The sequence below is a fragment of the Marmoricola endophyticus genome, from assembly GCF_014644415.1.
Lineage (GTDB): Bacteria > Actinomycetota > Actinomycetes > Propionibacteriales > Nocardioidaceae > Marmoricola > Marmoricola endophyticus.
Genome location: NZ_BMKQ01000001.1, coordinates 984,800 through 1,009,264, shown reverse-complemented (window position 1 = coordinate 1,009,264; position 24,465 = coordinate 984,800). Strand labels below are relative to the sequence as shown.

Sequence of the window (24,465 nt, the reverse complement as noted above, 5' to 3'; positions counted from 1 at the left end):
GACATGATCGACTTCGCGACCGCCACGACCGAGCTCGCACGCGTCGTCGCCGGCGTACGGGACGACCAGCTGTCGCTGCCGACGCCGTGCCCCGGGTGGGACGTCGCCGACCTGGTGGACCACGTGCAGGGCTGCGCCCGCGGCTTCACCGCCGCTGCACGCAAGCAGGACCTGGACGACGACCCGCCCGAGCCCGACGGTACGAACCTGGACGCCGGGTGGCGCGAGGCGATCGCCGCCGAGCTCGAGACGCTGGCCGCCGCCTGGCGCGACGGCGACGCGTGGGAGGGGCGCACGCGGATCGCGGGGGTGGAGCAGTCCGGAGCCGAGTGCGCGGCGACCGCCCTGGACGAGGTGGTCGTGCACACCTGGGACCTCGCCCGCGCGACCGGGCAGGACTGCTCGCTCGACCCGGCTGCGGTCGCGGGTGCCCTCGCCTTCGCACGAGCCGTGAGCCAGCAGGCGCCCGACGGTGTGCCCGGCCTGTTCGGGCCGGCCGTCGAGGTGCCGTCGGACGCGGACGCCGAGACCGCGCTGCTGGCGCTGACGGGCCGGGACCCCGGCTGGTCGGCTACTGCAGGGTGAGCCAGAGGCCGAGGAGACCGGGCACGAGCCCGAGCGGGAGCCACAGGGCGGCCCGCGAGCGCAGGTCGTACCGGAAGACCAGCAGCGCGGAGACCACGGTGAGCACGCCGGTGACGCTCGCCATGACCTCCAGCCCGATCCGGGCGGGACGGTCGTCGGCGACCAGCCCGGCCACCACGAAGCCGCCGGTGAGGTGGACCAGCGTGGTGACGACGAGCGCGGCGATGACGATCCGGCGCACCGTCTCCAGCGCCATGCCCGGCCGGTCGGACGGCGGCCGGTCCGTGACGTACACCGTCTCGCCGCGCGTGCTCACCGGTCGTCCCTCGCGCCGAGCCTGCTCGCGGGCGCGCTCGGCCCGCTCGTAGTTCGCGCGCAGGACCGCCGGGTCCATCAGGTGCCTGTCGCGCGGGGTCACGTGTCGATTCTCTCAGCCCGGTGGGTCGCGCCGGCACCCGCGCGAGGATGCGGTCGACGTCCGCGACATCTGTGATTGCTGTTCGGCGTGTGACACGTGGTGCAGAAGTGGCGCTGACGTAGGTTGCGTGGCATGGCGACCCGTACGTCTTCCCCGGCGGCGTCGCGATCCCGGTCCACCACGAGCAAGAGTGGCGCGGGCTCGCGAGGCCGTACGACGGGGAAGAAGAAGACCGGCACGGCAGCGAAGTCGCGCCGTCCGGCCCGTCCTGCCCCCAGGGCCGTCCGCAGCGGCCCGAGCCCCGTCGCGCGGCTGTTCACCGCGCTCGGCAGCGGCGTCGGGTCCGTCTGGGTGAGCACCGCCCACGCCTTCGGGTCGGGCGTCCGCAAGGTCGGTGCCTCGGCCGGTGAGCTGGAGCCCGAGCACCGCCGAGACGGCGTCGGGCTGTTCCTCGTCGGGCTCGCCGTGGTGGTCGCGGGGAGCACCTGGTTCGGTCTGGCCGGCAGCCTCGGCGGTGGCGTCCGCGCGCTGGTCGAGGGCGCCGTCGGCGCACTCGCCTGGGCGGTCCCGCTCGTCCTCGCGGTCATCGCCTGGCGCAACCTGCGCGACCCCGAGCACAACGGCCCGGCCGGGCGCCAGCTGATCGGCTGGGGGGCGCTGAGCATCGGCGTCCTCGGCATCGTGCAGTCGGCGAAGGGCTCGCCGCAGCCCGCGGACGGCGACATCTCCCCGTTGCGCGACGGCGGTGGCGTGGTCGGCTTCCTCGTCGACAAGGTCCTGACCGACCTGCTGGGCAGCGACGTCATCGCGGTCTGCCTGCTCACCCTCGTCGCGGCCTTCGGCGTGCTCGTGGTGACGGCGACGCCGGTCTACCGGATCCCGGACCGGCTGAAGGAGGGGCGCGACCGCCTCCTCGGCCGCACGGCGTACGACGACGAGGCCGACGCAGCGGTCGAGGAGACCCCGCCGGCGAAGCCCCGCAGGCGCAGGGGCAGCGGCGCGGACGAGGTGTTCGACCCCGAGATGGGCGACCCGGCGTACGACACCCCGGTGCTGGAGGAGGCCCCCGCCCCCAAGAGGACGCGCTCGAAGCCCAAGCCGGACCCCGAGCCGGAGCCGGCGGTCGATCCCGGCCCCGCCGCGGTCATCGACCCGACCCCGACCCCCGAGCTGGTGCCGCCGCCGCACGAGCAGCTGCCTGCGCGCGCGGAGCAGCTGACCCTGTCCGGCGACATCACCTACACCCTGCCCGGCGGCGACGCCCTCAAGGCCGGGACCGCGCACAAGCCGCGGACCAAGGCCTCCGACGACGTCGTCGACCGGCTGACCCAGGTGCTCGAGGAGTTCGGCGTCGACGCCAAGGTCTCCGGGTACACCCGCGGCCCGACGGTCACCCGCTACGAGGTCGAGCTCGGCGCCGGGGTCAAGGTCGAGAAGATCACCGCGCTGAGCAAGAACATCGCCTACGCGGTGGCCTCGGCCGACGTACGGATCCTCAGCCCGATCCCCGGCAAGTCCGCGATCGGGGTGGAGATCCCGAACACCGACAAGGAGATCGTCTCCCTCGGCGACGTGCTGCGCTCCAGCGTCGCGCGCAACGACCACCACCCGATGGTCGTCGGGCTCGGCAAGGACGTCGAGGGCGGGTTCGTGTGCGCCAACCTCGCGAAGATGCCGCACCTGCTCGTCGCCGGCGCCACCGGCTCCGGCAAGTCGTCCTTCATCAACTCGATGATCACCTCCGTGCTGATGCGGGCGACGCCCGACGAGGTGCGGATGATCATGGTCGACCCCAAGCGGGTCGAGCTGAACGCCTACGAGGGCGTCCCGCACCTGATCACCCCGATCATCACCAACCCCAAGAAGGCTGCCGAGGCGCTGCAGTGGGTCGTGCGCGAGATGGACATGCGCTACGACGACCTCGCCGCCTTCGGGTTCCGTCACATCGACGACTTCAACAAGGCGGTGCGCGCCGGCAAGGTCACCGTGCCGCCGGGCAGCGAGCGCACGCTGGCGCCGTACCCGTACCTGCTCGTGATCGTCGACGAGCTCGCCGACCTGATGATGGTCTCCCCGCGCGACGTGGAGGACTCGGTCGTCCGGATCACCCAGCTGGCACGTGCCGCCGGCATCCACCTGGTGCTCGCCACCCAGCGGCCGAGCGTCGACGTGGTCACCGGGCTGATCAAGGCCAACGTGCCCTCGCGGCTCGCGTTCGCCACCTCGAGCCTCGGCGACAGCCGGGTCATCCTCGACCAGCCGGGTGCGGAGAAGCTGGTCGGCCAGGGTGACGGGCTGTTCCTGCCGATGGGCGCGAGCAAGCCGGTCCGGGTCCAGGGCTCCTGGGTCGGCGAGGGCGAGATCGCCGGTGTGGTCAAGCACTGCACCGACCAGCTCCAGCCGACGTACCGCGAGGACGTCACCGTCCCGCAGCAGTCGGAGCGTGTGCTCGACGACGACATCGGCGACGACCTCGAGCTCGTGGTCCAGGCCGTCGAGCTGGTCGTGTCCACGCAGTTCGGGTCCACCTCGATGCTGCAGCGCAAGCTCCGGGTCGGCTTCGCCAAGGCCGGCCGACTGATGGACATCCTCGAGAGCCGCGGCATCGTCGGCCCGAGCGAGGGGTCCAAGGCCCGTGACGTCCTCATCAAGCCCGACGATCTCGACGACGTGATCGCGACCCTCCAGGGGGAACAGTGAACCCGGACATGACCGACCTCGACCGCCCCGACCGCGGCACCACGACGTCGGAGGTGACGGTGCGCCGCAACGGCGCGCTCGCCCTCGGCGTGCTCGTCGTCTCGCTGCTCCTCGGTGTGGGCTACCTCGTCCGTGCCGTGGGCGGCGGTGGCCTCGGCGCCTGGGTGCCGGCGGTGCTGCTCCTCGCGCTCGCCGTGCACCAGGCACTCACCGTGCGTGACGCCCGTACCCCGCTCCTGGTCGCCGACGACCTCGGCGTCCGGGTCCGTCTCGGCGGCACGTGGCGCGGACTGCCGTGGGCCGAGGTCCGGGAGGTCGTCGTCGAGCCGCGCACCTCGCTGCTGCACGACGGCCGTCTCCTGGTCGAGCCGCTCGACCCCGAGTCCGCCTTCGCCGACCTCGACGCGCGGGCGGTGCGCGACCTGCGGCTGAGCCGGCAGGTGTACGGCGGCCCGCTCGTCGTCCCCCTGGGCATGACCACCGCGATCAGCAGCCACGGCGAGCTCGTGGCCGACCTGACCGACCTGGCCGCGGGCCGGGCCCGCGTCGTGGAGGTGGCCGGGCTGATGCAGCGTCGAGACGCGGACGGTCCGGGCGACGACGTCGACGAGCGCGACGGTCATGACGGCCGCGACGTCCGTGACGACAGGGACGACCGGGGCACGCCCGCCGAGGCGCTCGACGAGCCCTTCGACCAGGAGGCGTACGACGAGACCTCCGTGTCCGCGGGCGGACGGCTGGCGACGACCCGGAGCACGCTGGGGTCGGTACGCGTCCGGCTGGCGGCCGCGACCCGGATCGGCGCCGACCACGAGGCGGCCGACGAGGTGCTCGAGGACTTCGAGCCCGAGGTGGTCCCCCTGATCGGCCCTCGTGTGCGGGAGGCACGCGAGCGGGTCGGCCTCGGCGTGGCGCAGGTCAGCGGCCGCACCCGGATCCGCGAGCACGTCATCGAGGCGATCGAGAACGAGGACTTCGACCCGTGCGGCGGCGACTTCTACGCCCGCGGCCACCTGCGGACGATCGCCGGCGTCCTCGGCCTGGACGCCGCGGAGCTCGTCGCCGACTTCGACGCGGCGTACGCCCACGAGCCGGTCAGCGCGAGCACCGTCCTCCACGCCCGTGGTGGCGCGGCGACGGGGTTCCTCGCCCGGGTTCGCCAGGCGGTGCAGGCCACGCTGCAGGGCCCTCGCTGGTCCGTGGTGGCCGCGGTCGCGCTCTGCCTCGTGCTCGCCTGGAGCGTCGCCCGGTTCGCGACCGCCGGCGGGGAGGAGGCTCAGAGCCCGCGCGGCGACGAGTCCGCGCAGCTCGCAGCGCAGGCCGACGGCACGACCCGGCTGCTGATCCGTACTCCCGACCGGGCCACCCGCGTCACCGTCCGGGACACCACGGGCAGGGTGGTCCACCAGGGCCGGGTCTCCCCGGGCCACCCGGAGAGGGTGAAGGGCACGGGCCCGCTGACGGTCGTCGCGGCGGACGCCGACGTCGTACGCGTGAGCAAGCGCGACGCCGGGTGGGCGCGTGCCGGCGCCGAGCGCACCGTCGGCGCGACCGCGACCACCCTCGGCTGACGGGCCCGCCGTGCACTCGGGGCCCTCGGCTGGAGTGGAGCCCGTCGGTGAGGGATGATCGGAGACGATCATGACTGACCAGACCCTGCCCCGGACCGTCGCCCTCGTGACCCTCGGGTGTGCCCGCAACGAGGTCGACTCCGAGGAGCTGGCCGGCCGCCTCGAGGCCGACGGGTTCACCCTCGTGGACGAGCCGGCCGACGCCGAGACCGTGCTCGTCAACACCTGCGGCTTCGTCGAGCAGGCCAAGAAGGACTCCGTCGACACGCTGCTCGCCGCCGCCGACCTCAAGGTGGACGGCTCGGCGACGTCGGTCGTCGCCGTCGGCTGCCTGGCCGAGCGGTACGGCTCGGAGCTGGCCGACTCGCTGCCCGAGGCCGACGCGGTGCTGGGCTTCGACGACTACCCCGACATCGGTGCGCGGCTGCGGGCGATCGTCGCGGGGGAGACCCACCAGGCGCACACGCCGGGCGACCGGCGCGCGCTGCTCCCGATCTCGCCGGTCGAGCGGTCCTCTGCCGGTGTGGTCCTGCCCGGGCACGGCACCGACCCGACCACGGTCGGCGTGGGCGGGCCCGCGACCGGCCCCCGGGTCGTACGCCGCCGGCTCGACGGCGGCCCGATGGCACCGCTGAAGCTGGCGTCGGGCTGCGACCGGCGGTGCGCCTTCTGCGCCATCCCGCGCTTCCGGGGCTCGTTCGTCTCCCGCCGCCCGACCGACGTGCTCGACGAGGCGCGCTGGCTCGGCGAGCACGGTGCGCGCGAGCTCTTCCTGGTCAGCGAGAACTCCACGTCGTACGGCAAGGACCTCGGCGACCTGCGCCTGCTCGAGCGGCTGCTGCCCGAGCTGGCCGCGGTCGACGGCGTGGAGCGGGTGCGCGTGTCGTACCTCCAGCCGGCCGAGACCCGCCCGGAGCTGCTGGCCGCGATCGCGGGCACCGAGGGCGTGGCGCCGTACTTCGACCTGTCCTTCCAGCACGCCTCCGGCCCGCTCCTGCGGCGGATGCGCCGCTTCGGCGACCCCGAGTCGTTCCTCGGGCTTCTCGGGCAGGTGCGTGCGCTGGCCCCCGAGGCCGGGGTGCGCGCCAACGTCATCGTCGGCTTCCCGGGGGAGACCGAGGACGACGTCGCGACGCTGTGCGACTTCCTGGTCGAGGCCCGTCTCGACGTGTGCGGGGTGTTCGGCTACTCCGACGAGGACGGCACCGAGGCGGCCTCGTACGACGGCAAGGTCGACCCCGACGAGGTCGCCGACCGGGTCGCCCACGTCACCGACCTGGTCGAGCAGCTCACCGCGCAGCGGGCCGAGGAACGGATCGGCGAGGATGTGCTCGTGCTGGTCGAGACGGTCGACGACGAGGTCGAGGGCAGGGCGGCCCACCAGGGTCCGGAGGTCGACGGCACGACGGTGCTCACCGACCTGGTCGACACGCTGAGCGTGGGCGACCTGGTGCCGGCCCGGGTGGTCGGGTCCGAGGGCGCCGACCTGGTCGCCGTCCCGACGGGTTCGCCGCGATGAGCGAGACGTCCGGTACGAGCAACTGGAACGTCCCCAACGCGCTGACCACGCTGCGCATCGTGATGGTGCCGTTCTTCGCGTGGGCGCTGCTCTACGACGGTGGCGAGGACCTCCTCTGGCGCTGGGTGGCCTGGCTGCTCTTCGCGCTGGCGATGCTCACGGACAAGATCGACGGCGACCTGGCCCGCAAGCACGGCCTGGTGACGGACTTCGGCAAGATCGCAGACCCGATCGCGGACAAGGCGATCACCGGCATGGCCTTCGTCGGCCTCGCGATCATCCACCCGGTGCTTCCCGCCTGGCTGTGGTGGGTGGTCGCCGTCGTCGTCCTGGTGCGGGAGTGGTCGGTGACGCTGGCCCGGCTCTCCGTGGCCAAGCACGTCGTCATCGCGGCGCGGCAGAGCGGCAAGGTCAAGACCGTCGCGCAGTCGCTGGCGCTCGGGATGTTCATCGCGCCGTTCGCCGAGCTCTCCGGCGTCTGGCGGGTCCCCGGTCTGGTCCTGTCGGGGATCGCCGTGGCGCTGCTGGCGGTGGCCGTGGTGCTCACCATCACCTCCGGCTACGAGTTCGCCCGCGACGCCGTCACCCAGACCAGGGAGCGCCGTGCGGAGCGGGACGCCCAGTCTCGGCAGTCACACTAGTCACATCAGTCACAGCGCGCCTGCGTCCGATCCGGCGGTCGGCGGGCTAGTTTCGCTGCCCGTGAGCACTCGTCTCGGACGCCTCGCCGCCGTTGCGGCCGTCGTACTCGGGCTGCTGGGCGGTGAGCTGGTCCTCGCCGGTACGGCCACCGCAGCGAGCCCTGCCGCCGTCGTCCAGGCGAAGCAGCCCGGCCCGGCGAAGCAGAAGGCCGCCCAGCAGAAGGCGGCCCAGAAGAAGGTTGCTCGGCAGAAGGCGGCCCAGAAGCGTGCCGCTCGCGCAGCGAAGGCGGCCAGGGCCGCGGCCGTGCGCAAGGCAGCGGCGGCGCGGAAGCTGGCCCAGGAGCGGGCGTGGACGCCGCACGACGCGACGTACTTCAACTACCCCCTGGCCAGGCGGGCCGCCGACCGGTTCCGGATCCGGAACCAGGTCCTCGCCGCGGTCAAGGCCTCGCCCGCGGGCTCGGAGATCCGGCTCAGCACCTTCACCTTCATCGACGCGACCATCACCGAGGCGCTCGTGGCCGCCCACCGCCGGGGCGTCTCCGTGCAGGTCGTCGTCAACCGGTACCAGGCGAAGAAGTCCAAGCCGTTCCGCACGCTCTCGAAGGCGCTGAACAAGCGGCCGCGCGGCACGGTGGTCACGCCCGACACCAGCTTCGTCAGCACCTGCCGGGGCTCCTGCCGGGGGTCGGCCGGCAACCAGCACACGAAGATCTACCTGTTCAGCCAGGTCGGGCACGCGGGGTTCGTGTCGATGATCGCCTCGGCCAACCTCACCAGGTTCGCCGCAGTGGGGCAGTGGAACCACCTGGACGTGACCGTGGGGCGGGCGACGTACACCCGGCTGCGTGGGGTCTTCGAGCAGATGACCCTGGACGCCCCCTCGCCGTTCACCACCTTCGTGACGAAGAAGCTGACCGCCTGGGTCTTCCCGCGGCCCGGCACCACGCCCGCCAACGACCCCGTCGCGGCCGACCTGAACCGGATCTCCTGCGTCGGTCCGGCGCCGAGGGTGACCAAGACGCAGGCGCGCCGGATCAAGGCCATGCCGAAGGCCAAGCAGGTCGCCCGGTCGAAGGCCGTCGCCGCGAGGCGGACGGCGCAGCGCACCAGCATCCGGATCAGCATGTACGCCTGGCACGGCGACCGCGGGGTCGCGCTGGCGAAGCTGATCCGTCAGCGTGCCGACCAGGGTTGCGACGTCCGGATCATCTACTCGTTCGCGAGCAAGCAGGTGATGCGCGTCCTGCGGGCCAAGGGCCACGGGCACGGGCCGATCCCGATGCGCCGCTCGACCACGTCGCGCGGGGGCAAGGTCGCGGACTACAGCCACAGCAAGTACGTCGCCGTGTCCGGCACCTGGAACAACACCCGCGGCCAGCAGGTGTGGACCGGGTCGATGAACTTCACGGCGCTGGGCTTCGTCAGCGACGACATCGTGGCGCGCTACCCGGGGCCGCGGACGTACACCTCCTACCTCGCGAACTTCAACCGCGTCTGGGCCGCGAAGTCCTCCACGCGCCCGGCCCGTGCCTGAGCAGCTGCTCGGTCAGGCGCAGCGGCTGTACGCCGTCGTGCCGAACGAGTTCACGGCGACCCGCAACGCGGCCGCCAAGGCGGCCAAGCAGGAGGGGGACGCCGACCTGGCTGCCGCGCTCGGGGCGCTCCGCAAGCCGGCGGCCGCCGCCTGGGCGATCAACCTGCTGGTCCGCCGAGAGGCCGAGCAGATCGACCAGGCGCTGGGGATGGCGGAGTCCTTGCGGGCCGCGGCCGAGGCGCTGGACGGCGACGGGCTGCGGGCGCTGACCCGCCAGCGCCGCCAGCTGACGTCGGCACTGGCCACCCGGGCGCGTCAGCTCGCCCAGGAGGCCGGGGTCCGGATCAGCGGGTCGGTCGCCGAGCAGGTCGAGGCCACGCTGACCGCGGCGATGCTCGACGCCGACGCCGCCGAGGCGGTACGCACCGGCCTGCTGGTCGGGCCGCTCAGCGTCCCGCCGGCGACGTCGTACGACGAGCTCGTGGCGGTCCCGTCGGCACTGGGCACCCGGATCGAGCCGGACCCGTCCGACCCGGGGCCCGCCCTGCACGCGGTGCCCACGGACCCGGGCATCCGCCGCGAGGCGGCGCGCGAGGAGCTGCAGCGCGCCGAGACCGAGGTCGCCGGGGCGGAGGACGAGGTCGCGCAGCGCGACCACGACCTCGAGGAGCTGCAGGGACGGGCCCTGCAGCTGCGCAGCGAGGTCGACGAGCTGCAACGACGCATCGGCGAGCTGGAGGAGTCGGCCGAGGACGTCGAGGAGCAGGTCGAGGAGGCCGAAACCGCTCGAGACGAGGCGCGAGACCTGCTGGCGGAGGCGGTGCGTGCGCGGGACGACGCCCGGGCGGCACTGGACGCGCTTGGTCGCTGACCCGACGGCGGCCGCGGTGCTCGCGGTCCGCGACGCCCTGGCGGCGCTCGCTCCCGGTGCGCCGTCCGCAGCGGCGCTCGCAGGGGAGACGATCCGTGTCCTGCTGAGGGCGCGCGCCGGTGGCGCTGTCTCACCGGAGCGGGTCAGGACCGCCGTCGCGGCGGTGCCGGCCGACACGGACCTCGGGTCGGCGTACGAGCTGCTGCTCGGCGCGCAGCGCGCCGGTCGCGGCACCTTCTACACGCCGCCCTGGCTCGTGGACCTGCTGCTCGACCAGGCCCTGGACCCCGTGCTGGACGAGGCCGGCGACGACCCGGCAGCCCTGCTCGCGCTGCGGGTGTGCGACCCGACCTGCGGGTCGGGCCGCTTCCTCGCCGCAGCCGTACGACGACTCGCCTCGCGGCTGCGCCGGGCCGGGCACCAGGACCCGGTCACGGCGGCGGCCGGGTGCGTCCACGGCGTGGACATCGACCCCGTCGCGGTCGAGATCGCGCGGGCGGCCCTGCCCACCGGCGTGCGGCTGCGCGTCGCCGACGCGCTGCGGCCGCTGCCCGGGCTGGACGGCGCCTGCGACGTGGTGGTCGGCAACCCGCCGTTCCGCAGCCGGCTGCGCCGAGGTGGGTACGCCGAGGTGCCGCCGGAGGTGGACGGCGTCGCCCTCGGGCCGTACACCGACCTCAGCGCGGCGGTCCTGCTGCGCGGCGCCGCGCTCCTCGCGCCGGGCGGGCGCCTGGCCCTGGTCCAGCCGCGTGCGCTGCTCTCCGCCCGCGACGCCGGACCCGTGCGGCGGGCCGTGAACGACCGGGCCGCCCTGGTCGGGCTCTGGGCCGGCACCCGCCCGGTGTTCCCGGGCACCCCGGTGCTGACCTGTGCGCCGGTGCTGCGGCGGGGCGCGGTGGGCGGCGGCACGGTCCGGGTGATCGAGGACGGCGGCCCGGCCCGTGAGGTGGCCGCTCCGCAGGACGGGTGGGGTCGGTTGCTGGCCGAGCACCCGTACCCGGTGCCGGGACTCGCGCACCGTCGGCGCCTCGGTGAGGAGGCTCGTGTCACCGCCGACTTCCGCGACCAGTACTACGGGCTCGTCGGCTGCGTCGTCGAAGGCGGCGAGCACAGCGCGGGCCCCGACAGCCCTGCTCTGCTGACCAGCGGCACGATCGACCCGGCGTACGCGGCGTGGGGCGAGCGCCCCACGCGCTTCGCGCGGCGCGACTGGCAGCACCCCGTCGTACCGCTCAGCGGGCTCGAGCCGGCGATGGCGCGCTGGGCGGCGGCGCGCACGGTGCCCAAGCTCCTCCTCGCCACACAGGGCCGCGTGCTGGAGGCGGTCGCGGACGAGACCGGGACCTGGCTGCCCGGCGTCCCCGTGCTGAGCGTCGTGGCGCCACCGCACCGGCTCTGGCACCTGTTGGCCGCGCTGCTCTCGCCCGTCCTGACCGCCCACGCCGCGGCGGAGTACGCCGGTTCTGCTCTCGCCGCCTCCGCGGTCAAGCTCAGCGCCACCCAGGTGGCCGACCTCCCGCTCCCCGATCCCGGGCGCGCGTGGGACGCTGCCGCCGACGCCGCGCGCCGGGCCCAGGAGGACGCCGGGAACCGGGCCGCGCACCTGCTGGCGGCCGCGACGCTCACCACGCAGGCGTACGGCGCCGACCCCGCGCTCGTCGGGTGGTGGGTGGTGCGCGCGGAGCGCAGCGTCCCGGGGATCGGCCGGGAGTGGGAGCGGTCCCTCAGCTCCCGCGGATGACGGCGAGCACCCGACGGTCGACCCAGGTCGGTGGGGTGGCGGCGTCCACGCGCATCTCGTAGTTCTCCGACCCCACCCACGACGCGAAGTCCGGCTGGCCGAGGTCGCGGGCGCGCCGATCCAGCTCGGCGGCGAGGTCGGCGTCGACCGCCACCTTCTCCTCCTCGGTCGAGGCGGTGAGGTAGAGGTCGTTGAGCGCGAGCAGCCGAGTCAGCTCAGCGACCGGCGCCTCGTGATCGTCCACGCGCAGGTCGACCGCCAGGTCGTCGTGACCGCCGTAGCCGGCGCCGTCGCGGACGACCAGCAGTGCTGCCGACTGCCGGCCGCGCCGGTCGCCGCCGGCCTCGTCGCCCGCCCGCAGCGCGCTCAGCAGTCGCCGGGCCAGCACGGGCTCGTCCGCCGTGGCGTCCCAGGACGCCCGCATCGCCTCGACCACCTCCGGACCGGCGAGCACGTTGCCCTGGATCGCGACGTCCTGCGCGGCCACCCCTCCGGCCCAGGGCAGGCAGCCGGAGCCGGTGTGCGTGGCGGCGGCGCCCTCGACGTCGACCACGCCGACCTGCCGGTGCTCGCGGCCGGGGTCGTCGCCCAGCAACCGGTCGAGGGCCACCTGGGCGGTGGCGCCGTCGGCGAGCATCGCGAGCCCCTCGCCCTTGAAGCCGACGTGGGCGTCGGCCTGGGTGGCCAGCGCGCCGATCCCGGCCACCGCGGCGGGCACGGCCGACCCGACGGCCAGGAACTTCGAGGCGACGGCGACGCCCCACGACTCGCCGTCGGGGGAGCGGGCGACGATGGAGAAGGTCATGGCCGAGAGCGTAGGTCGCGCCGCTGCAGGACGGTTGGTCCGCCGCGCAGAGAAGCGCACTGCGCGAAGATGAAGGCGCAATCATCTGCTTTCGATTGAGCACGACCGAAGTCGTCCTAAACAATCGGCTGGTGCTGCAGCGTCTCGGGTTCCCCGTCGTCGGGTCCCACCGGCGATTCGTCGCTGCGGTCGGGATCGACGCGCTGGGCAGCGGCGTCTGGCTCCCGCTCTCGGTGCTGTACTTCCTCGGCACCACCGACGTCCCGCTCGCCCACGTCGGTCTCGCGCTCTCGGTGGCGGCCGTGCTCGCGCTGCCCTCGGCCCTGGTGGCCGGCCAGCTGGTCGACGGTCTCGGCGCCCGGCGGACCCTCCAGGCCGGCAACCTGCTGCAGCTGCTCGGGTTCGCCTCGTACCTCCTGGCCCGCGACCCCGTCGCCATCTGCGTGGTCGCGACGATCACCGGGGTCGGACGCAACATGTTCTTCGGCGCCTACTCGCCGATGGTCGCGGCGGTCTCCGCGCCGGGCGAGCGAGAGGCGTGGTTCGGCCTGCTGAGCGCGCTGCGCAACACGGGCTTCGCCGTCGGCGGCCTCGCGGCGTCGGCCGCCCTGACGGTCCGCAGCGAGAACGCCCTGCACGCCGTGGTGCTCCTCAACGCCGCCAGCTACCTGGTGTCCTTCGTCCTGATGGCACGGGTCCGGGTCGCCCCGGCCGCGTCAGCTCCGCCCGAGCAGGCCGGCCTCCGTGCCCGCGGGAGGTGGCGCGACGTGCTCGCGGACCCCGGCTACCGGTGGCTGGTCGGGGCCAACCTCTGCTACGCCCTGTCCGCGATGGCGCTCAACGTCGTCATCCCTGCGTACGTCGTCGACCGGCTCGGGCTGCCGGGCTGGGTCTCCGGAGCCGTCTACGTGCTGAACACCGTCATGGTCGGACTGGGTCAGGGCCTGGCCGTACGCGCCATGACCGGCATGGTGCGCTGGCGCGCCGTGGTGCTCTCGGCGAGCTTCTCGGCCGTGGCGTTCGCCGCGTTCTTCCTCGCCGGGCGGGTCGCGATGGCAGACGTGGCGATCGCCGTCGTGCTCGGTGCGCTGGTCGTCTACACGCTGGGCGAGATGACCGGCGGCCCCGTCCTGTCGACCCTTGCCGCCGAGGCCCCGCCCGTCCACCTCCGCGGGCGCTACCAGGCTGCCTTCCAGCTCTCCTGGAACGCCGCCGCCGTGATCGCGCCGGGCCTGTTCCTGGCGCTTCTGGGGGCCGGTGCGTGGCAGGTGTGGGCCGTGCTGGGAGCGATCGCTCTGCTCGGGGTCGCCTGCTGCGTCCCCCTGGGCCGGGTGATGCCGCTCGCCGGTCAGCGGATCAGCAACAGCGCCGCACCCGCAGCGGGCACCGACCCCGCAGCCGACCCCGCCGCCGACCCCGCCGCCGGCACCGAGGCCCGCGCGAACCGTCCGGGCGGTGCCTCCCACTAGGGTTCTGTGCTGTCCGCAGAGCCGTAGTCCACGAGGAGGCGCCGTGCGCGTCGGAGTGCTCACCGGCGGGGGCGACTGCCCCGGCCTCAACGCCGTCATCAGGGCTGTCGTCCGTCGCGGGATCGGGGAGTACTCCTTCGACCTCGTCGGCTTCCGCGACGGCTGGCGCGGCCCCCTGGAGGGCCTCACCACTCCGCTCGGGCTGCCCGAGGTGGAGAACGTCCTCACCCGCGGCGGCACCATCCTCGGGTCGTCGCGGACCAACCCGTACGCCGTCGACGGCGGCGTCGACGCGATCCGCTCGACCTTCGCCGACCTCGGGGTCGACGCGCTGGTCGCCATCGGCGGGGAGGACACCCTCGGGGTGGCCACCAAGCTGACCGCGGACGGCGTCCCCGTGGTCGGGGTGCCCAAGACGATCGACAACGACCTGTCCTCGACCGACTTCACCTTCGGCTTCGACACCGCGGTCAACATCGCCACCGAGGCGGTCGACCGGCTGCACACGACGGCCGACTCCCACCACCGGGCGCTGGTCGTCGAGGTGATGGGCAGGCACGCCGGCTGGATCGCGCTGCACACCGGGCTTGCCGGGGGAGCCGCGGTCACCCTGATCCCCGAGCAGCCGTTCGACGTCGACGAGGTCTGCGGCCACGTCCGCTCCGCCGCCGGGCGCGGCGTCGGACCGATCGTCGTGGTCTCGGAGGGGGCGGTGCCCCGCGAGGGTGGCGACATGACGCTGACCAGCGGGGAGAAGGACGCCTTCGGTCACGTCCGCCTCGGCGGGGTAGGCGAGCGGCTCGCCGAGGAGGTCGAGCAGCGCACCGGCCTGGAGACGCGGGCCATCGTGCTCGGGCACGTGCAGCGCGGCGGCACCCCGACGGCGTTCGACCGCTGGCTGGCCACCCGGCTCGGGCTGGAGGCGGTCAAGGCCGTCCACGAGGGCGACTTCGGTGTGATGACGGCCCTGCGCGGGACCGACGTCGTCCGCGTCCCGCTTGCCGAGGCCACCGGGGAGCTGAAGCTGGTCAGCGACGCCGAGTACGCCGAGGCGGCCGCGTTCTTCGGCTGAGGCCTGCGCACCCCCTACGCTGTGTGCTCCGGATCACGACCCAGGGGAGAGACCGTGAGCGCACCGACCGTCGAGAACCCGAGTCAGTCAGGCGAGCCCAGCGGTGACCTCAAGCGGGTGATGGGGCCCGGCCTGCTGCTGCTGTTCATCGTCGGGGACATCCTCGGCGCGGGGGTGTACGCCGTCACCGGGCAGATGGCCACCGAGGTGGGCGGGATCGTCTGGGTGCCGTTCCTGGTCGCGTTCGCGGTCGCGACCCTGACGGCGATGTCCTACCTCGAGCTGGTCACCAAGTACCCCCAGGCCGCCGGGGCGGCCCTCTACACGCACAAGGCGTTCGGGGTGCACTTCGTGACCTTCCTGGTCGCCTTCGGCGTGATCTGCTCGGGCATCACCAGCGCCTCGACCTCGTCGAACCTGCTGGCCACCAACCTGCTCGCCGGGCTCGACGGGATCGGCCTCGACCTCCCCGCGGGCAAGACGGCCGTGACGGTCGTGGCGCTGCTGTTCATGCTGCTGCTCGCCGGGATCAACCTGCGCGGGGTGGGGGAGTCGGTGAAGTTCAACGTCGTCCTCACGCTCGTGGAGATGACCGCGCTGGCCATCGTCATCGTGATCGGGTTCGTCGTGATGGGTCGCGGCGACGCCGACATGTCCCGGGTGGTGGCCTTCGACTCCGAGACCGACCGCGGGCTGTTCCTGGCGGTCACCGTGGCGACCGCGATCGCCTTCTTCTCCATGGTCGGCTTCGAGGACTCGGTGAACATGGTCGAGGAGACCAAGGACCCCCAGCGGGTCTTCCCGCGGATGATGCTCACCGGCCTCGGCATCGCCGTGGTGATCTACGTCCTGGTCGCGATCTCGGTGATCGCGGTGATCCCGGCCGGACAGATCGACGCCGTGGTCCAGGAGGACGGCAAGGTCCTGCTCAACGTCGTCCAGCTCGGCGCCCCCGGGCTGCCGATCGACAAGATCTTCCCGTTCCTGACGGTCTTCGCCGTCGCGAACACCGCCCTCATCAACATGCTGATGGCCAGCCGGCTGCTCTACGGCATGGCCAAGCAGGACGTGCTGCCGCGCTCGCTGGCGAAGGTGCTGCCCGGTCGGCGTACGCCGTGGGCGGGCATTGCCTTCTCCACCGTGCTCGCGCTCGTGCTGATCGTGGTGGTCACCTACCTGTCCGGGACGACGGTGATCTCCGCGCTGTCGGGCACCACCGGACTGCTGCTCCTCGTGGTGTTCGCCGTCGTCAACGTCGCCTGCCTGATCCTGCGGCGCGACCCGACCCCGTCCAAGGCCTTCCGGGCGCCCACCGTCGTACCCGCCCTCGCGGCCGTCCTCTGCCTGTTCCTGGCCGGCCCCTGGGCCCGCGACCGCGACGACTGGGTGCAGTACCAGATCGCCGGCGGGATGCTGCTGCTCGGGATCGTGCTCTGGGCGATCACCTGGTTCACCAACCGGGGCGTACGCGCCCAGGCGACCGGCTTCCGCGACATCGAGCACCTGGAGGACTGAGGGCCTCCACCGCCGGCCCGGTGACCACGCTCACCAAGCCGGCGAACAGCCGGCCGAGCGGAGATGAACTCTGGGTGAACGACCCTCGTGATGGTCGTGAGCACCTCTGCTGAGGGCTCACCATTTCTCCTGTGACCGCAACGATCATCCTCGTCCTCGTGGTGGCGACGGCTCTGGCCTTCGACTTCACCAACGGGTTCCACGACACCGGCAACGCGATGGCGACCTCGATCGCCACCGGCGCCCTCAGGCCCAAGGTCGCCGTCGCCCTGTCGGCCGTGCTCAACCTGGTCGGCGCCTTCCTCTCGCTCGCGGTCGCCGCCGCGATCGCCAAGGACCTCATCGACCAGGGCACGTTGACCGCCGCGGCGGGGGACAAGGGCCTGACCCTGATCTTCTGCGGCCTGGTCGGCGGCATCACGTGGAACCTGCTGACCTGGCTGCTCGGTCTGCCCTCCAGCTCCTCGCACGCGCTGATCGGGGGCATCGTCGGTGCCGTGCTCGCAGGAGTCGGCACCAGCGGCGTGCTGTGGACCGGTGTCGCCAGCAAGGTCGTCATCCCGGCCCTGATGGCTCCGTTCATCGCCGGCGGCGTCGCCGCTCTGGGCACCTGGCTGATCTTCAAGGTCACCGGCGGGGTCCGCGAGGGCAACCGCAAGGAGGGCTTCCGCTGGGGCCAGGTGGCCTCGGCCTCGCTGGTCTCGCTGGCTCACGGCACCAACGACGCGCAGAAGACGATGGGGGTCATCACCCTCGCCCTGGTCGTCTCCGGCTCGCTGGCCGCCGGCGCCACCACCCCGGACTGGGTGATCTTCTCCTGCGCGCTGGCGATCGCGCTGGGCACCTACCTCGGCGGCTGGCGGATCATCCGTACGCTCGGCAAGGGACTGGTCGAGATCGAGCCCGCGCAGGGCATGGCCGCCGAGTCCTCCTCGGCGGCGGTCATCCTCGCCTCCAGCCACTTCGGTCTCTCGCTGTCCACCACGCACGTGGCCACCGGCTCGATCCTCGGGACCGGTGTCGGCAAGAAGGGCGCGCAGGTCCGGTGGGGCATCGCCGGGCGGATGGTGATCGCCTGGATCCTCACGCTCCCGGCCGCGGGCCTGGTCGGCGCGATCACGTACGCCGTCGCCGCCGGCATCGGCGGATTCGCCGGCACCCTGGTGGTCTTCGCGATCATGGTCGGTCTCGCCGGCTACATGTGGGTCCGCTCGCGCCGTGCGCCGATCGGCCACGACAACGTCAACGACGAGTGGGAGGGCGCGCTCGAGCCGGCCGCCTCCGTCCCCGCCGCGGTCTGAGGAGACTGACATGTCCGACTACATCGACCTGAAGGTCGTCGCCCAGGTGCTGGCCACCGGGGTCCTGCTCGGCGCCGGGCTGCCGCTGGTCTTCGCCGCCGGCCTCAAGGTGCTCTCGGTGGGCACCGGCCAGGCCACCACCGGCGCCGACTCCGCCGACGGCTTCGCGCTGACCCGCAACGGCGCCGCCCGCGTCGTCGGCGGGCTGTGCCTGCTGGTCGTCGTCGCCGCGATCGTGTTCGGCATCTACATCATCACCCACAAGGGCTGAGGCCCGTGCCGACCGGCAACCCCGTCGTCCGCGTCCTCGACTGGCTGCGTGCCGGCTACCCCGAGGGTGTCCCCCCGACCGACTACTTCCCGCTGATCGCCCTGCTGCAGCGTCAGCAGATGAGTGAGGACGAGATCCGCGCGATCGCCCACGAGGTCGTGTTCAAGTCCGGCGGCGAGCCGATCTCCGAGACCGACATCGGTGAGCTGATCACCAAGGTCACCAACGAGCTGCCGCACCCCGAGGACGTCGCGCGCGTCTCGACGCGGCTGGTGGCGGGCGGCTGGCCGCTGGCCGACCCGCACTGAGCGCGTCCTCTCACCCACTGTCGGCGGCGCGAGGAGCACTCCTCGTGCCGCCTACGATGGACCCGTGTCCGTGACAGTCCCCTCCCTCGCCGACCTGCACGCCCTCGGGGCGGCCCAGCAGCCGACGTACCCCGACCCCGACGCCCTGGCCGCCTCGGTGGCCCGGCTGCGCACCCTGCCGCCGCTGGTCTTCGCCGGCGAGTGCGACGACCTCCGCGAGAAGATGGCGGCCGTCGGCCGCGGCGAGGCCTTCCTGCTCCAGGGGGGCGACTGCGCGGAGACCTTCGACGGCGTGACCGCCGACAACGTGCGCAACAAGCTGCGCGTGCTGCTGCAGATGTCGGTCGTGCTGACCTACGCCGCCAGCGTGCCGGTCGTGAAGCTCGGCCGGCTCGCCGGGCAGTACGCCAAGCCGCGCTCCTCGGACCTCGAGACGCGCGACGGGGTGACCCTGCCGGCCTACCGCGGCGACGCGGTCAACGGCTTCGACTTCACCGAGGCCTCCCGGATCCCCGACCCGGGTCGCCTGCTCGACGTCTACCACGCCTCGGCCGCGACGCTGAACCTCGTGCGCGCCTTCGTCACCGGCGGGTACGCCGACCTGCGGCAGGTGCACACCTGGAACACCGACTTCGTGCGGACCTCGGCCGTCGGCCAGCGCTACGAGCAGATGGCCGCCGAGATCGACCGCGCGCTGTCGTTCATGAACGCCATCGGGGCCGACCCGGAGGAGCTGCGGCGCGTCGACTTCCACTCCAGCCACGAGGCCCTGCTGCTGGAGTACGAGCACGCCATGACGCGGACGGACTCGCGGACCGGTGCGCCGTACAACGTCTCGGGGCACTTCGTCTGGATCGGGGAGCGCACCCGACAGCTCGACGGCGCGCACGTGGAGTACTTCCGGCACCTGCGCAACCCGATCGGGGTCAAGCTCGGCCCCACGGCCTCCGCCGACGACGCGATCGCCCTGGCGCGCACGCTGAACCCCGAGAACGAGCCTGGGCGGCTGACCTTCATCACCCGTTTCGGTGCCGGCAAGATCCGCGAGGGGCTGCCGCCGCTGGTGGAGAAGGTCACCGCCGAGGGGATCTCGGTCTCGTGGGTGAGCGACCCGATGCACGGCAACACCTTCGAGGCCTCCAACGGCTACAAGACGCGCCGCTTCGAGGACGTGATCTCCGAGGTGCAGGGCTTCTTCGACGTGCACCGCAAGGTCGGCACCTGGCCCGGCGGGATCCTCGTCGAGATGACCGGTGACGACGTCACCGAGATCATCGGGGGAGGGGAGGAGCTCACCGAGGCCGGGCTCGCCCATCGCTACGAGTCGGTGGTCGACCCGCGGCTGAACCGGGTGCAGTCGCTCGAGCTGGCCTACCTGGTCGCCGAGATGCTCAGGGACGCCTGAGGGCGGCCGGGAGGAACCTCGCTCCAGCCCCGTGTTGGCGCTCGGCGTCGTCGGGGTTGGAGATCCCGCAGCGCTGCAGCGACAGGCAGCCGCAGCCGATGCAGGAGTCGAGGCCGTCGCGGAGCTTCTCCAGCGCCGCGATCTGCTCGTCGAGCCGCGAGCGCCAGTGCACGGTGATCCGGTGCCAGTCGGCCTTGGTGGGAGTACGACCGCGGGGCAGGCGCTCGAGCTCGTCGCGGATCTCCTCGATGCTCAGGCCCACGTTGCCGGCGGCGCGGATGAACGCCAGCCGGCGCAGCACGCTGCGCTGGTAGCGCCGCTGGTTGCCCGCGCTTCGGCCGGCCTCGATGAGGCCGCGGTCCTCGTAGAAGCGCAGCGCCGAGGCAGCGAACCCGCTGCGGTGGGCGACCTCGCTGACGGTGAGCACGTCGGTGGTCCGCACGTCTCTGCTCCTCCCCTTGACTTCAACTTCACTTCAACTTGAAGCATGGCAGCCATCAACCCGATCCACAAGGAGGATCAGATGTCTGTCGCACTCGTGACCGGGGGCTCTGCCGGCCTCGGACTCGCGCTCACCCGGGCGCTCGTCACCGACGGCTGGCAGGTCGTCACCGACGCACGTCACGCCGCCGCGCTGGAGCGTGCCGTCGCCGATCTGGGGGAGGCGGTGGTGCCGGTGCCGGGCGACGTCTCCGACCCCACGCACCGGGCCGACCTGGCGGCGGTCGTACGCCGGCTCGGGCGGCTGGACCTGCTCGTGCACGGCGCGAGCACGCTCGGCCCGCTGCCGATGCGCCCGCTGCGCGCGCTCGAGCCGGAGGAGCTCGACCGGGTCTGGAGCGTCAACGCCGCCGCACCGATGGCGCTGACCCGGGAGCTGCTGCCGGTGCTGGTCGAGTCCCGGGGCGTGCTGCTCTCGATCTCGTCGGACGCGGCGGTCGAGCACTACGAGACGTGGGGCGCCTACGCCGCCACCAAGGCGGCGCTGGACCACCTCACGCTCACCCTCGCGGCGGAGGAGGGGATCGCCGCGTACGCCGTCGACCCGGGTGACATGCGTACCGCGATGCACCAGGACGCGTTCCCGGGCGAGGACATCTCCGACCGGCCGCTGCCGGAGACCGTCGTACCGGCGCTGCTCGAGCTCGTACGCCGGCGACCCCGAGCGGGCCGCCTGCGCGCGAGCGACCTGGCCCGGCCGGAGGCCGCCCGGTGAGCGCGCTGCGGGAGGTTCCCGGTGTCGTCTTCGAGCGTCCCGTGTCGGCGTTCGCGCCGTCCCCGGCGGAGGCCCGCGGGCTGGAGCGCGACCAGGTGCGCCTCCTGGTCGCCGGTCGGGAGGGGGTCCGCCACGGACGGTTCGCCGAGATCGCCGACCACCTGCGGGCCGGTGACCTCGTCGTCGTCAACGACTCGGCGACCGTGGCGGGACAGCTCGACGCCCGCTCCGACGTCCGAGGCCGACTGGTCCTCCACCTGGCGGCCCCGCTGGACGACGGGGCCTGGGTGGTCGAGCTGCGCTCGGCCCCGGACGCGGCCGAGCCGGTGCTCGACGGGCGGCCGGGCGAGCGCGTCCTGGTGCCCGGCGCCGAGCTGAGGCTGGAGGCGGCGTACCCCCACGAGGGGTCGTCGCCGACCGGCAGCGGCAACCGGCTCTGGCGGGCCAGCGTGACCGGCGACCTGGACGCGGCCGTGGCCGGGCACGGCCGGGCGATCGCGTACGGCTACCTCGACTCCCGCTACCCGCTCTCGGCCTACCAGAGCGTGTTCTCCCGCCGGCCGGGCAGCGCCGAGATGGCCTCGGCGGCCCGCCCGTTCACGCAGGCCGTGGTCACCGACCTCGTCTCGCGCGGCGTCGCGATCGCGCCGATCACCCTGCACACAGGGGTGTCCTCGCAGGAGGCGGGCGAGGGGCCGCAGCCGGAGCGCTACGAGGTCGGCGAGGCGACCGCGCGGCTGACGAACGCCGTGCGCGCCGGAGGTGGTCGGGTGGTCGCCGTCGGCACGACCGTCACGCGGGCGCTGGAGAGCAGCGTCGCCGACGACGGCCGCGTCATCGCGAGCCGTGGGTGGACGGAGCGCGTGGTCACCCCGGACCACCCGCCGCGCGTGGTGACCGGCCTGGTCACCGGCTGGCACGACCCGCAGGCCTCGCACCTGCTGCTGGTCGAGGCGGTCGCCGGTCGGGCGCTCGCGCAGACGGCGTACGACGCGGCGGTAGCGCAGGGCTACCTGTGGCACGAGTTCGGCGACTCCGCCCTCCTGCTGCCCTGAGGCCGCTCCTAAGGTGGCGTGCGTGATCGATCTGCGCTCGGACACCCTGACCGCCCCCACCCCGGCGATGCGCCGAGCGATGGCCGAGGCCGAGGTCGGCGACGACGTGTACGACGAGGACCCCACGGTCCGCGTCCTGCAGGAGCGCGTCGCCGACCTGTTCGGCAAGGAGGCGGCGCTGTTCTGCCCGACCGGGTCGATGGCCAACGTGCTCGCGCTCGGGTCTCTGGTCGGGCCGGGGCAGGAGGTGCTGTGCGAGGCGCGAGCCCACGTGCTGCGCGCCGAGCTGGGCGCCCACGGCGCGCTGACCGGCCTGACCAGCCGTACCTGGTCGCACCCGCGGGGGCAGGTGGACCTGGAGGCGCTCGCGGAGATGTACGCCCCCGACATGGGCCCGTTCTTCGTCCGGACCGCAGCGGTCGCGGTGGAGAACACGCACAACTTCGCCGGTGGCAGCGTCGTGCCCGTCGAGGACCTGCGCGCGCTGCGCGCGTGGGCCGACTCGGTCGGGTGCGGCGTGCACACCGACGGTGCGCGGATCTGGAACGCGCACGTGGCCACCGGCACCCCGCTGAGGGAGTACGGCGCGCTCACCGACTCCCTCGCCGTGTGCCTGTCCAAGGGTCTCGGCGCGCCCGTGGGGTCCCTGATGGTCGGCAGCCGAGACGACATCGAGCAGGCCCGGGTCCGCCGCAAGCGGCTCGGCGGTGGGATGCGCCAGGTCGGGATCCTCGCCGCCGCCGGCCTGCACGCGCTGGACCACCACGTCGAGCGGCTCGCGGAGGACCACGAGCACGCGCGGCTGCTGGCCGAGGCGTGTGGCGTCGACCCCGCCGAGGTCGAGACGAACATCGTCGTCGTCGACGTCCCCGATGCCGCCGACGTCGTACGCCGTGCGGCCGACGCGGGCGTCCGTGTCGGCGCCGTCGGTCCCCGGCGCGTACGCCTGCTGACCCACCTCGACGTCAGCCGTGCCGACGCGGAGGCGGCCGCGCTCGCCCTGTCGACGGTGCTCGCCGCCTGAGCAACCATGGAGGTGTGACCACCTCGGAGAGCGACGACGCGGCGTGGCCGGTCGTCGAGTCGTGGCTGGCTGGAGCGACCGTTCATGTCGAGCGACTGCCGGTCGACCCGACCGTCGGCGCCGAGCAGCTCGAGCGACTCGGTGTGACCGAGCGGTCGGTCCTCGGAGCACTCGCGCTGCACACCGGCGGGCTGGTGGTCGACCACGGCTGGCTGCGCATCCTCGGAGCGGGCCACGAGTCACTCCCGGGGATCGCCGAGCAGCTGGACGACCGACGGGTACCGCCGGCGTACCTCGTCGTCGCCCACGACGTCCTCGGCGGCCGGTTCGCCATCGACGGTGGAGGTCTGGGTGCGGCGGTCGGTGAGGTCTGCTACTTCGGGCCCGACGTCTTGAGCTGGGAGACCACGGGTCTGGGGCACGCCGCCTTCGTGAGCTGGTGTCTCGGCTCACGGCTTGCGGACTTCTACCAGGACCTCCGGTGGGACGGGTGGGAGGACGAGGTGCGGGCGGTCCCGCTCGACCACGGACTCAGCCTCGTCCCGCCGCCGTTCACCCGGGAGGGCCGCGATGTCGCGGCGGTGAGCCGGAGACCGGTTCCGATCGACGAGCTCAACTATCTCTACGCCGAGGCGGGTGCCCAGCTGGCCGGCGTGCCCGAGGGCGCGAGGTTCGACCTGAGGTTCTCCGGTGAACCGGAGGGCTAACGGTCGGGCCGCCAGCCCTTGATGAGCCGCATCTGGTTGGCGGTGACGTTCGCGACGTACTGCTTGGTGGACTTGTAGACGCCGTTGGACTCGATGGAGCCCTGGCCCTGGTAGTACGCCGCGAGGGTGCCCTTACGGGAGTGCTCGGAGCGCAGGATCTTCAGCAGTACCACGCCGGCGGTGGCGTTGTCGCCCAGGTCCTTCAGGTGCAGCTCCCGCCCGACCAGGGTCGAGAGCCAGCTGCGGTTGCCGGGCATGACCTGCATGGTGCCGACCGCACCGACGGGGGAGCGGACCTGCTGCTGCCAGCCCGACTCGTGCCAGGCGACGGCGAGCGCCAGGCTGCGTGCGACGCCGTGCCGGTCGGCCGCGCGGATCACCGCGCGGCGGACCTCGGTCCGCTTCGGCTGCGCCGACGTCGTGGAGGCACGCTTCCCACCCGCGCGCGAGGTGACCACGGGGACGGTGACGCGCTCACCGACGAACCAGGTGGACGTCGTGGTCTTGTGGTTGACCCGGCGCAGCTCGGCGGTCCAGGCGTGGAACCGGGTCGCGATGCCGGCGGCGGTGTCGCCCGGCCGGACGCGGTAGTCGACGAGGTGCCGGTCGGGGTGGCCCGGCCACGGCTTGGCCTTCGCCTGCGCCGAGGACGCGGTCAGCAGGGTGCCGCCGAGCGCGATCAGCACGGTGATGGTCAGGGTCCCGAGGAGTCGGATCAGGGGCACGAGGTGTCC

23 protein-coding genes are annotated in these 24,465 nt (G+C 73.3%); 19 read left to right on the top strand and 4 right to left on the bottom strand.

Features of this window, described 5'->3' with window-relative positions:
• The first annotated feature begins 3 nt into the window (after positions 1–3).
• The gene (locus IEX42_RS04935) at positions 4–585 is read left to right on the top strand and encodes a TIGR03086 family metal-binding protein (protein ID WP_188778752.1); all 582 of its coding nucleotides are present in this window, start codon (positions 4–6) and stop codon (positions 583–585) included.
• Here the strand turns inward: IEX42_RS04935 and IEX42_RS04930 are convergent.
• The gene (locus IEX42_RS04930) at positions 572–1,003 is read right to left on the bottom strand and encodes a hypothetical protein (RefSeq protein WP_188778750.1); all 432 of its coding nucleotides are present in this window, start codon (positions 1,001–1,003) and stop codon (positions 572–574) included. The genes IEX42_RS04935 and IEX42_RS04930 overlap by 14 nt on opposite strands.
• Positions 1,004–1,135: 132 nt before the next feature.
• Here IEX42_RS04930 and IEX42_RS04925 point away from each other — a divergent pair, with 132 nt between their 5' ends.
• The 7 genes from IEX42_RS04925 (at position 1,136) to IEX42_RS04895 (ending at position 11,583) form a co-directional block, all read left to right on the top strand.
• Complete coding sequence (locus tag IEX42_RS04925) at positions 1,136–3,703, top strand: FtsK/SpoIIIE family DNA translocase (protein WP_188778748.1); 2,568 nt, start codon at positions 1,136–1,138, stop codon at positions 3,701–3,703.
• 8 nt (positions 3,704–3,711) lie between these two features.
• Positions 3,712–5,274 (top strand): helix-turn-helix domain-containing protein, encoded by a 1,563-nt coding sequence (locus IEX42_RS18075; RefSeq protein ID WP_229660598.1) that lies wholly within the window; start codon positions 3,712–3,714, stop codon positions 5,272–5,274.
• A gap of 70 nt (positions 5,275–5,344) precedes the next feature.
• Entirely contained in the window at positions 5,345–6,793 is a 1,449-nt protein-coding gene (locus IEX42_RS04915; RefSeq protein WP_188778746.1) for a MiaB/RimO family radical SAM methylthiotransferase, read from the top strand.
• Positions 6,790–7,434, top strand: a complete 645-nt coding sequence (gene pgsA / locus IEX42_RS04910) for a CDP-diacylglycerol--glycerol-3-phosphate 3-phosphatidyltransferase (protein WP_188778744.1) — start codon at positions 6,790–6,792, stop codon at positions 7,432–7,434. The genes IEX42_RS04915 and pgsA overlap by 4 nt, the downstream gene beginning before the upstream one ends.
• Before the next feature lie 61 nt (positions 7,435–7,495).
• Positions 7,496–8,971: a phospholipase D-like domain-containing protein gene (locus IEX42_RS04905; protein WP_188778743.1), complete on the top strand. Its 1,476-nt coding sequence runs from the start codon at positions 7,496–7,498 to the stop codon at positions 8,969–8,971.
• Positions 8,964–9,842 carry a hypothetical protein gene (locus IEX42_RS04900; protein ID WP_188778741.1) on the top strand — a complete coding sequence of 293 codons (879 nt, stop codon included), beginning with the start codon at positions 8,964–8,966 and terminating at the stop codon, positions 9,840–9,842. Before IEX42_RS04905 ends, IEX42_RS04900 begins: the two co-directional genes overlap by 8 nt.
• Complete coding sequence (locus IEX42_RS04895; protein WP_188778739.1) at positions 9,796–11,583, top strand: HsdM family class I SAM-dependent methyltransferase; 1,788 nt, start codon at positions 9,796–9,798, stop codon at positions 11,581–11,583. Before IEX42_RS04900 ends, IEX42_RS04895 begins: the two co-directional genes overlap by 47 nt.
• On the opposite strand, the gene IEX42_RS04890 is transcribed toward IEX42_RS04895, so the two are convergent.
• Positions 11,567–12,388 (bottom strand): DUF1028 domain-containing protein, encoded by an 822-nt coding sequence (locus IEX42_RS04890; protein WP_188778737.1) that lies wholly within the window; start codon positions 12,386–12,388, stop codon positions 11,567–11,569. The two genes, IEX42_RS04895 and IEX42_RS04890, sit on opposite strands and share 17 nt — an antisense overlap.
• Before the next feature lie 131 nt (positions 12,389–12,519).
• Here IEX42_RS04890 and IEX42_RS04885 point away from each other — a divergent pair, with 131 nt between their 5' ends.
• From IEX42_RS04885 to IEX42_RS04855, 7 genes are all read left to right on the top strand, one after another.
• The gene (locus IEX42_RS04885) at positions 12,520–13,857 is read left to right on the top strand and encodes an MFS transporter (protein WP_188778735.1); all 1,338 of its coding nucleotides are present in this window, start codon (positions 12,520–12,522) and stop codon (positions 13,855–13,857) included.
• Between the two features lie 43 nt (positions 13,858–13,900).
• Positions 13,901–14,929 (top strand): 6-phosphofructokinase, encoded by a 1,029-nt coding sequence (locus tag IEX42_RS04880; RefSeq protein WP_188778733.1) that lies wholly within the window; start codon positions 13,901–13,903, stop codon positions 14,927–14,929.
• 54 nt (positions 14,930–14,983) lie between these two features.
• On the top strand, positions 14,984–16,444 hold the full coding sequence (locus IEX42_RS04875) for an APC family permease (RefSeq protein WP_229660597.1): 1,461 nt from the start codon (positions 14,984–14,986) through the stop codon (positions 16,442–16,444).
• A 131-nt stretch (positions 16,445–16,575) separates the two neighbouring features.
• Positions 16,576–17,745, top strand: a complete 1,170-nt coding sequence (locus IEX42_RS04870; RefSeq protein ID WP_188778731.1) for an inorganic phosphate transporter — start codon at positions 16,576–16,578, stop codon at positions 17,743–17,745.
• 10 nt (positions 17,746–17,755) lie between these two features.
• Complete coding sequence (locus IEX42_RS04865) at positions 17,756–18,016, top strand: hypothetical protein (RefSeq protein WP_188778728.1); 261 nt, start codon at positions 17,756–17,758, stop codon at positions 18,014–18,016.
• A gap of 5 nt (positions 18,017–18,021) precedes the next feature.
• Positions 18,022–18,324, top strand: a complete 303-nt coding sequence (locus IEX42_RS04860) for a DUF3349 domain-containing protein (protein ID WP_188778726.1) — start codon at positions 18,022–18,024, stop codon at positions 18,322–18,324.
• Positions 18,325–18,388: 64 nt separating this feature from the next.
• The gene (locus tag IEX42_RS04855) at positions 18,389–19,729 is read left to right on the top strand and encodes a class II 3-deoxy-7-phosphoheptulonate synthase (protein WP_188778724.1); all 1,341 of its coding nucleotides are present in this window, start codon (positions 18,389–18,391) and stop codon (positions 19,727–19,729) included.
• On the opposite strand, the gene soxR is transcribed toward IEX42_RS04855, so the two are convergent.
• Positions 19,716–20,171 carry a redox-sensitive transcriptional activator SoxR gene (gene soxR, locus IEX42_RS04850; RefSeq protein WP_188778723.1) on the bottom strand — a complete coding sequence of 152 codons (456 nt, stop codon included), beginning with the start codon at positions 20,169–20,171 and terminating at the stop codon, positions 19,716–19,718. The genes IEX42_RS04855 and soxR overlap by 14 nt on opposite strands.
• Positions 20,172–20,252: 81 nt before the next feature.
• Between soxR and IEX42_RS04845 the strand changes: the two genes are divergently transcribed.
• Genes IEX42_RS04845 through IEX42_RS04830 form a run of 4 tightly spaced genes read left to right on the top strand, consistent with a single transcriptional unit; the run spans position 20,253 to position 23,731 of the window.
• Positions 20,253–20,945 carry an SDR family oxidoreductase gene (locus tag IEX42_RS04845; RefSeq protein WP_188778721.1) on the top strand — a complete coding sequence of 231 codons (693 nt, stop codon included), beginning with the start codon at positions 20,253–20,255 and terminating at the stop codon, positions 20,943–20,945.
• Complete coding sequence (locus tag IEX42_RS04840) at positions 20,942–22,000, top strand: S-adenosylmethionine:tRNA ribosyltransferase-isomerase (protein ID WP_229660596.1); 1,059 nt, start codon at positions 20,942–20,944, stop codon at positions 21,998–22,000. Before IEX42_RS04845 ends, IEX42_RS04840 begins: the two co-directional genes overlap by 4 nt.
• A gap of 22 nt (positions 22,001–22,022) precedes the next feature.
• On the top strand, positions 22,023–23,024 hold the full coding sequence (locus IEX42_RS04835) for a threonine aldolase family protein (protein ID WP_188778718.1): 1,002 nt from the start codon (positions 22,023–22,025) through the stop codon (positions 23,022–23,024).
• Between the two features lie 14 nt (positions 23,025–23,038).
• Positions 23,039–23,731, top strand: coding sequence for a DUF2625 family protein (locus IEX42_RS04830; RefSeq protein ID WP_188778716.1), 693 nt, complete (start codon positions 23,039–23,041; stop codon positions 23,729–23,731).
• Here the strand turns inward: IEX42_RS04830 and IEX42_RS04825 are convergent.
• Positions 23,728–24,456 (bottom strand): lytic transglycosylase domain-containing protein, encoded by a 729-nt coding sequence (locus IEX42_RS04825; RefSeq protein ID WP_188778714.1) that lies wholly within the window; start codon positions 24,454–24,456, stop codon positions 23,728–23,730. The two genes, IEX42_RS04830 and IEX42_RS04825, sit on opposite strands and share 4 nt — an antisense overlap.
• Positions 24,457–24,465 lie beyond the last annotated feature (9 nt).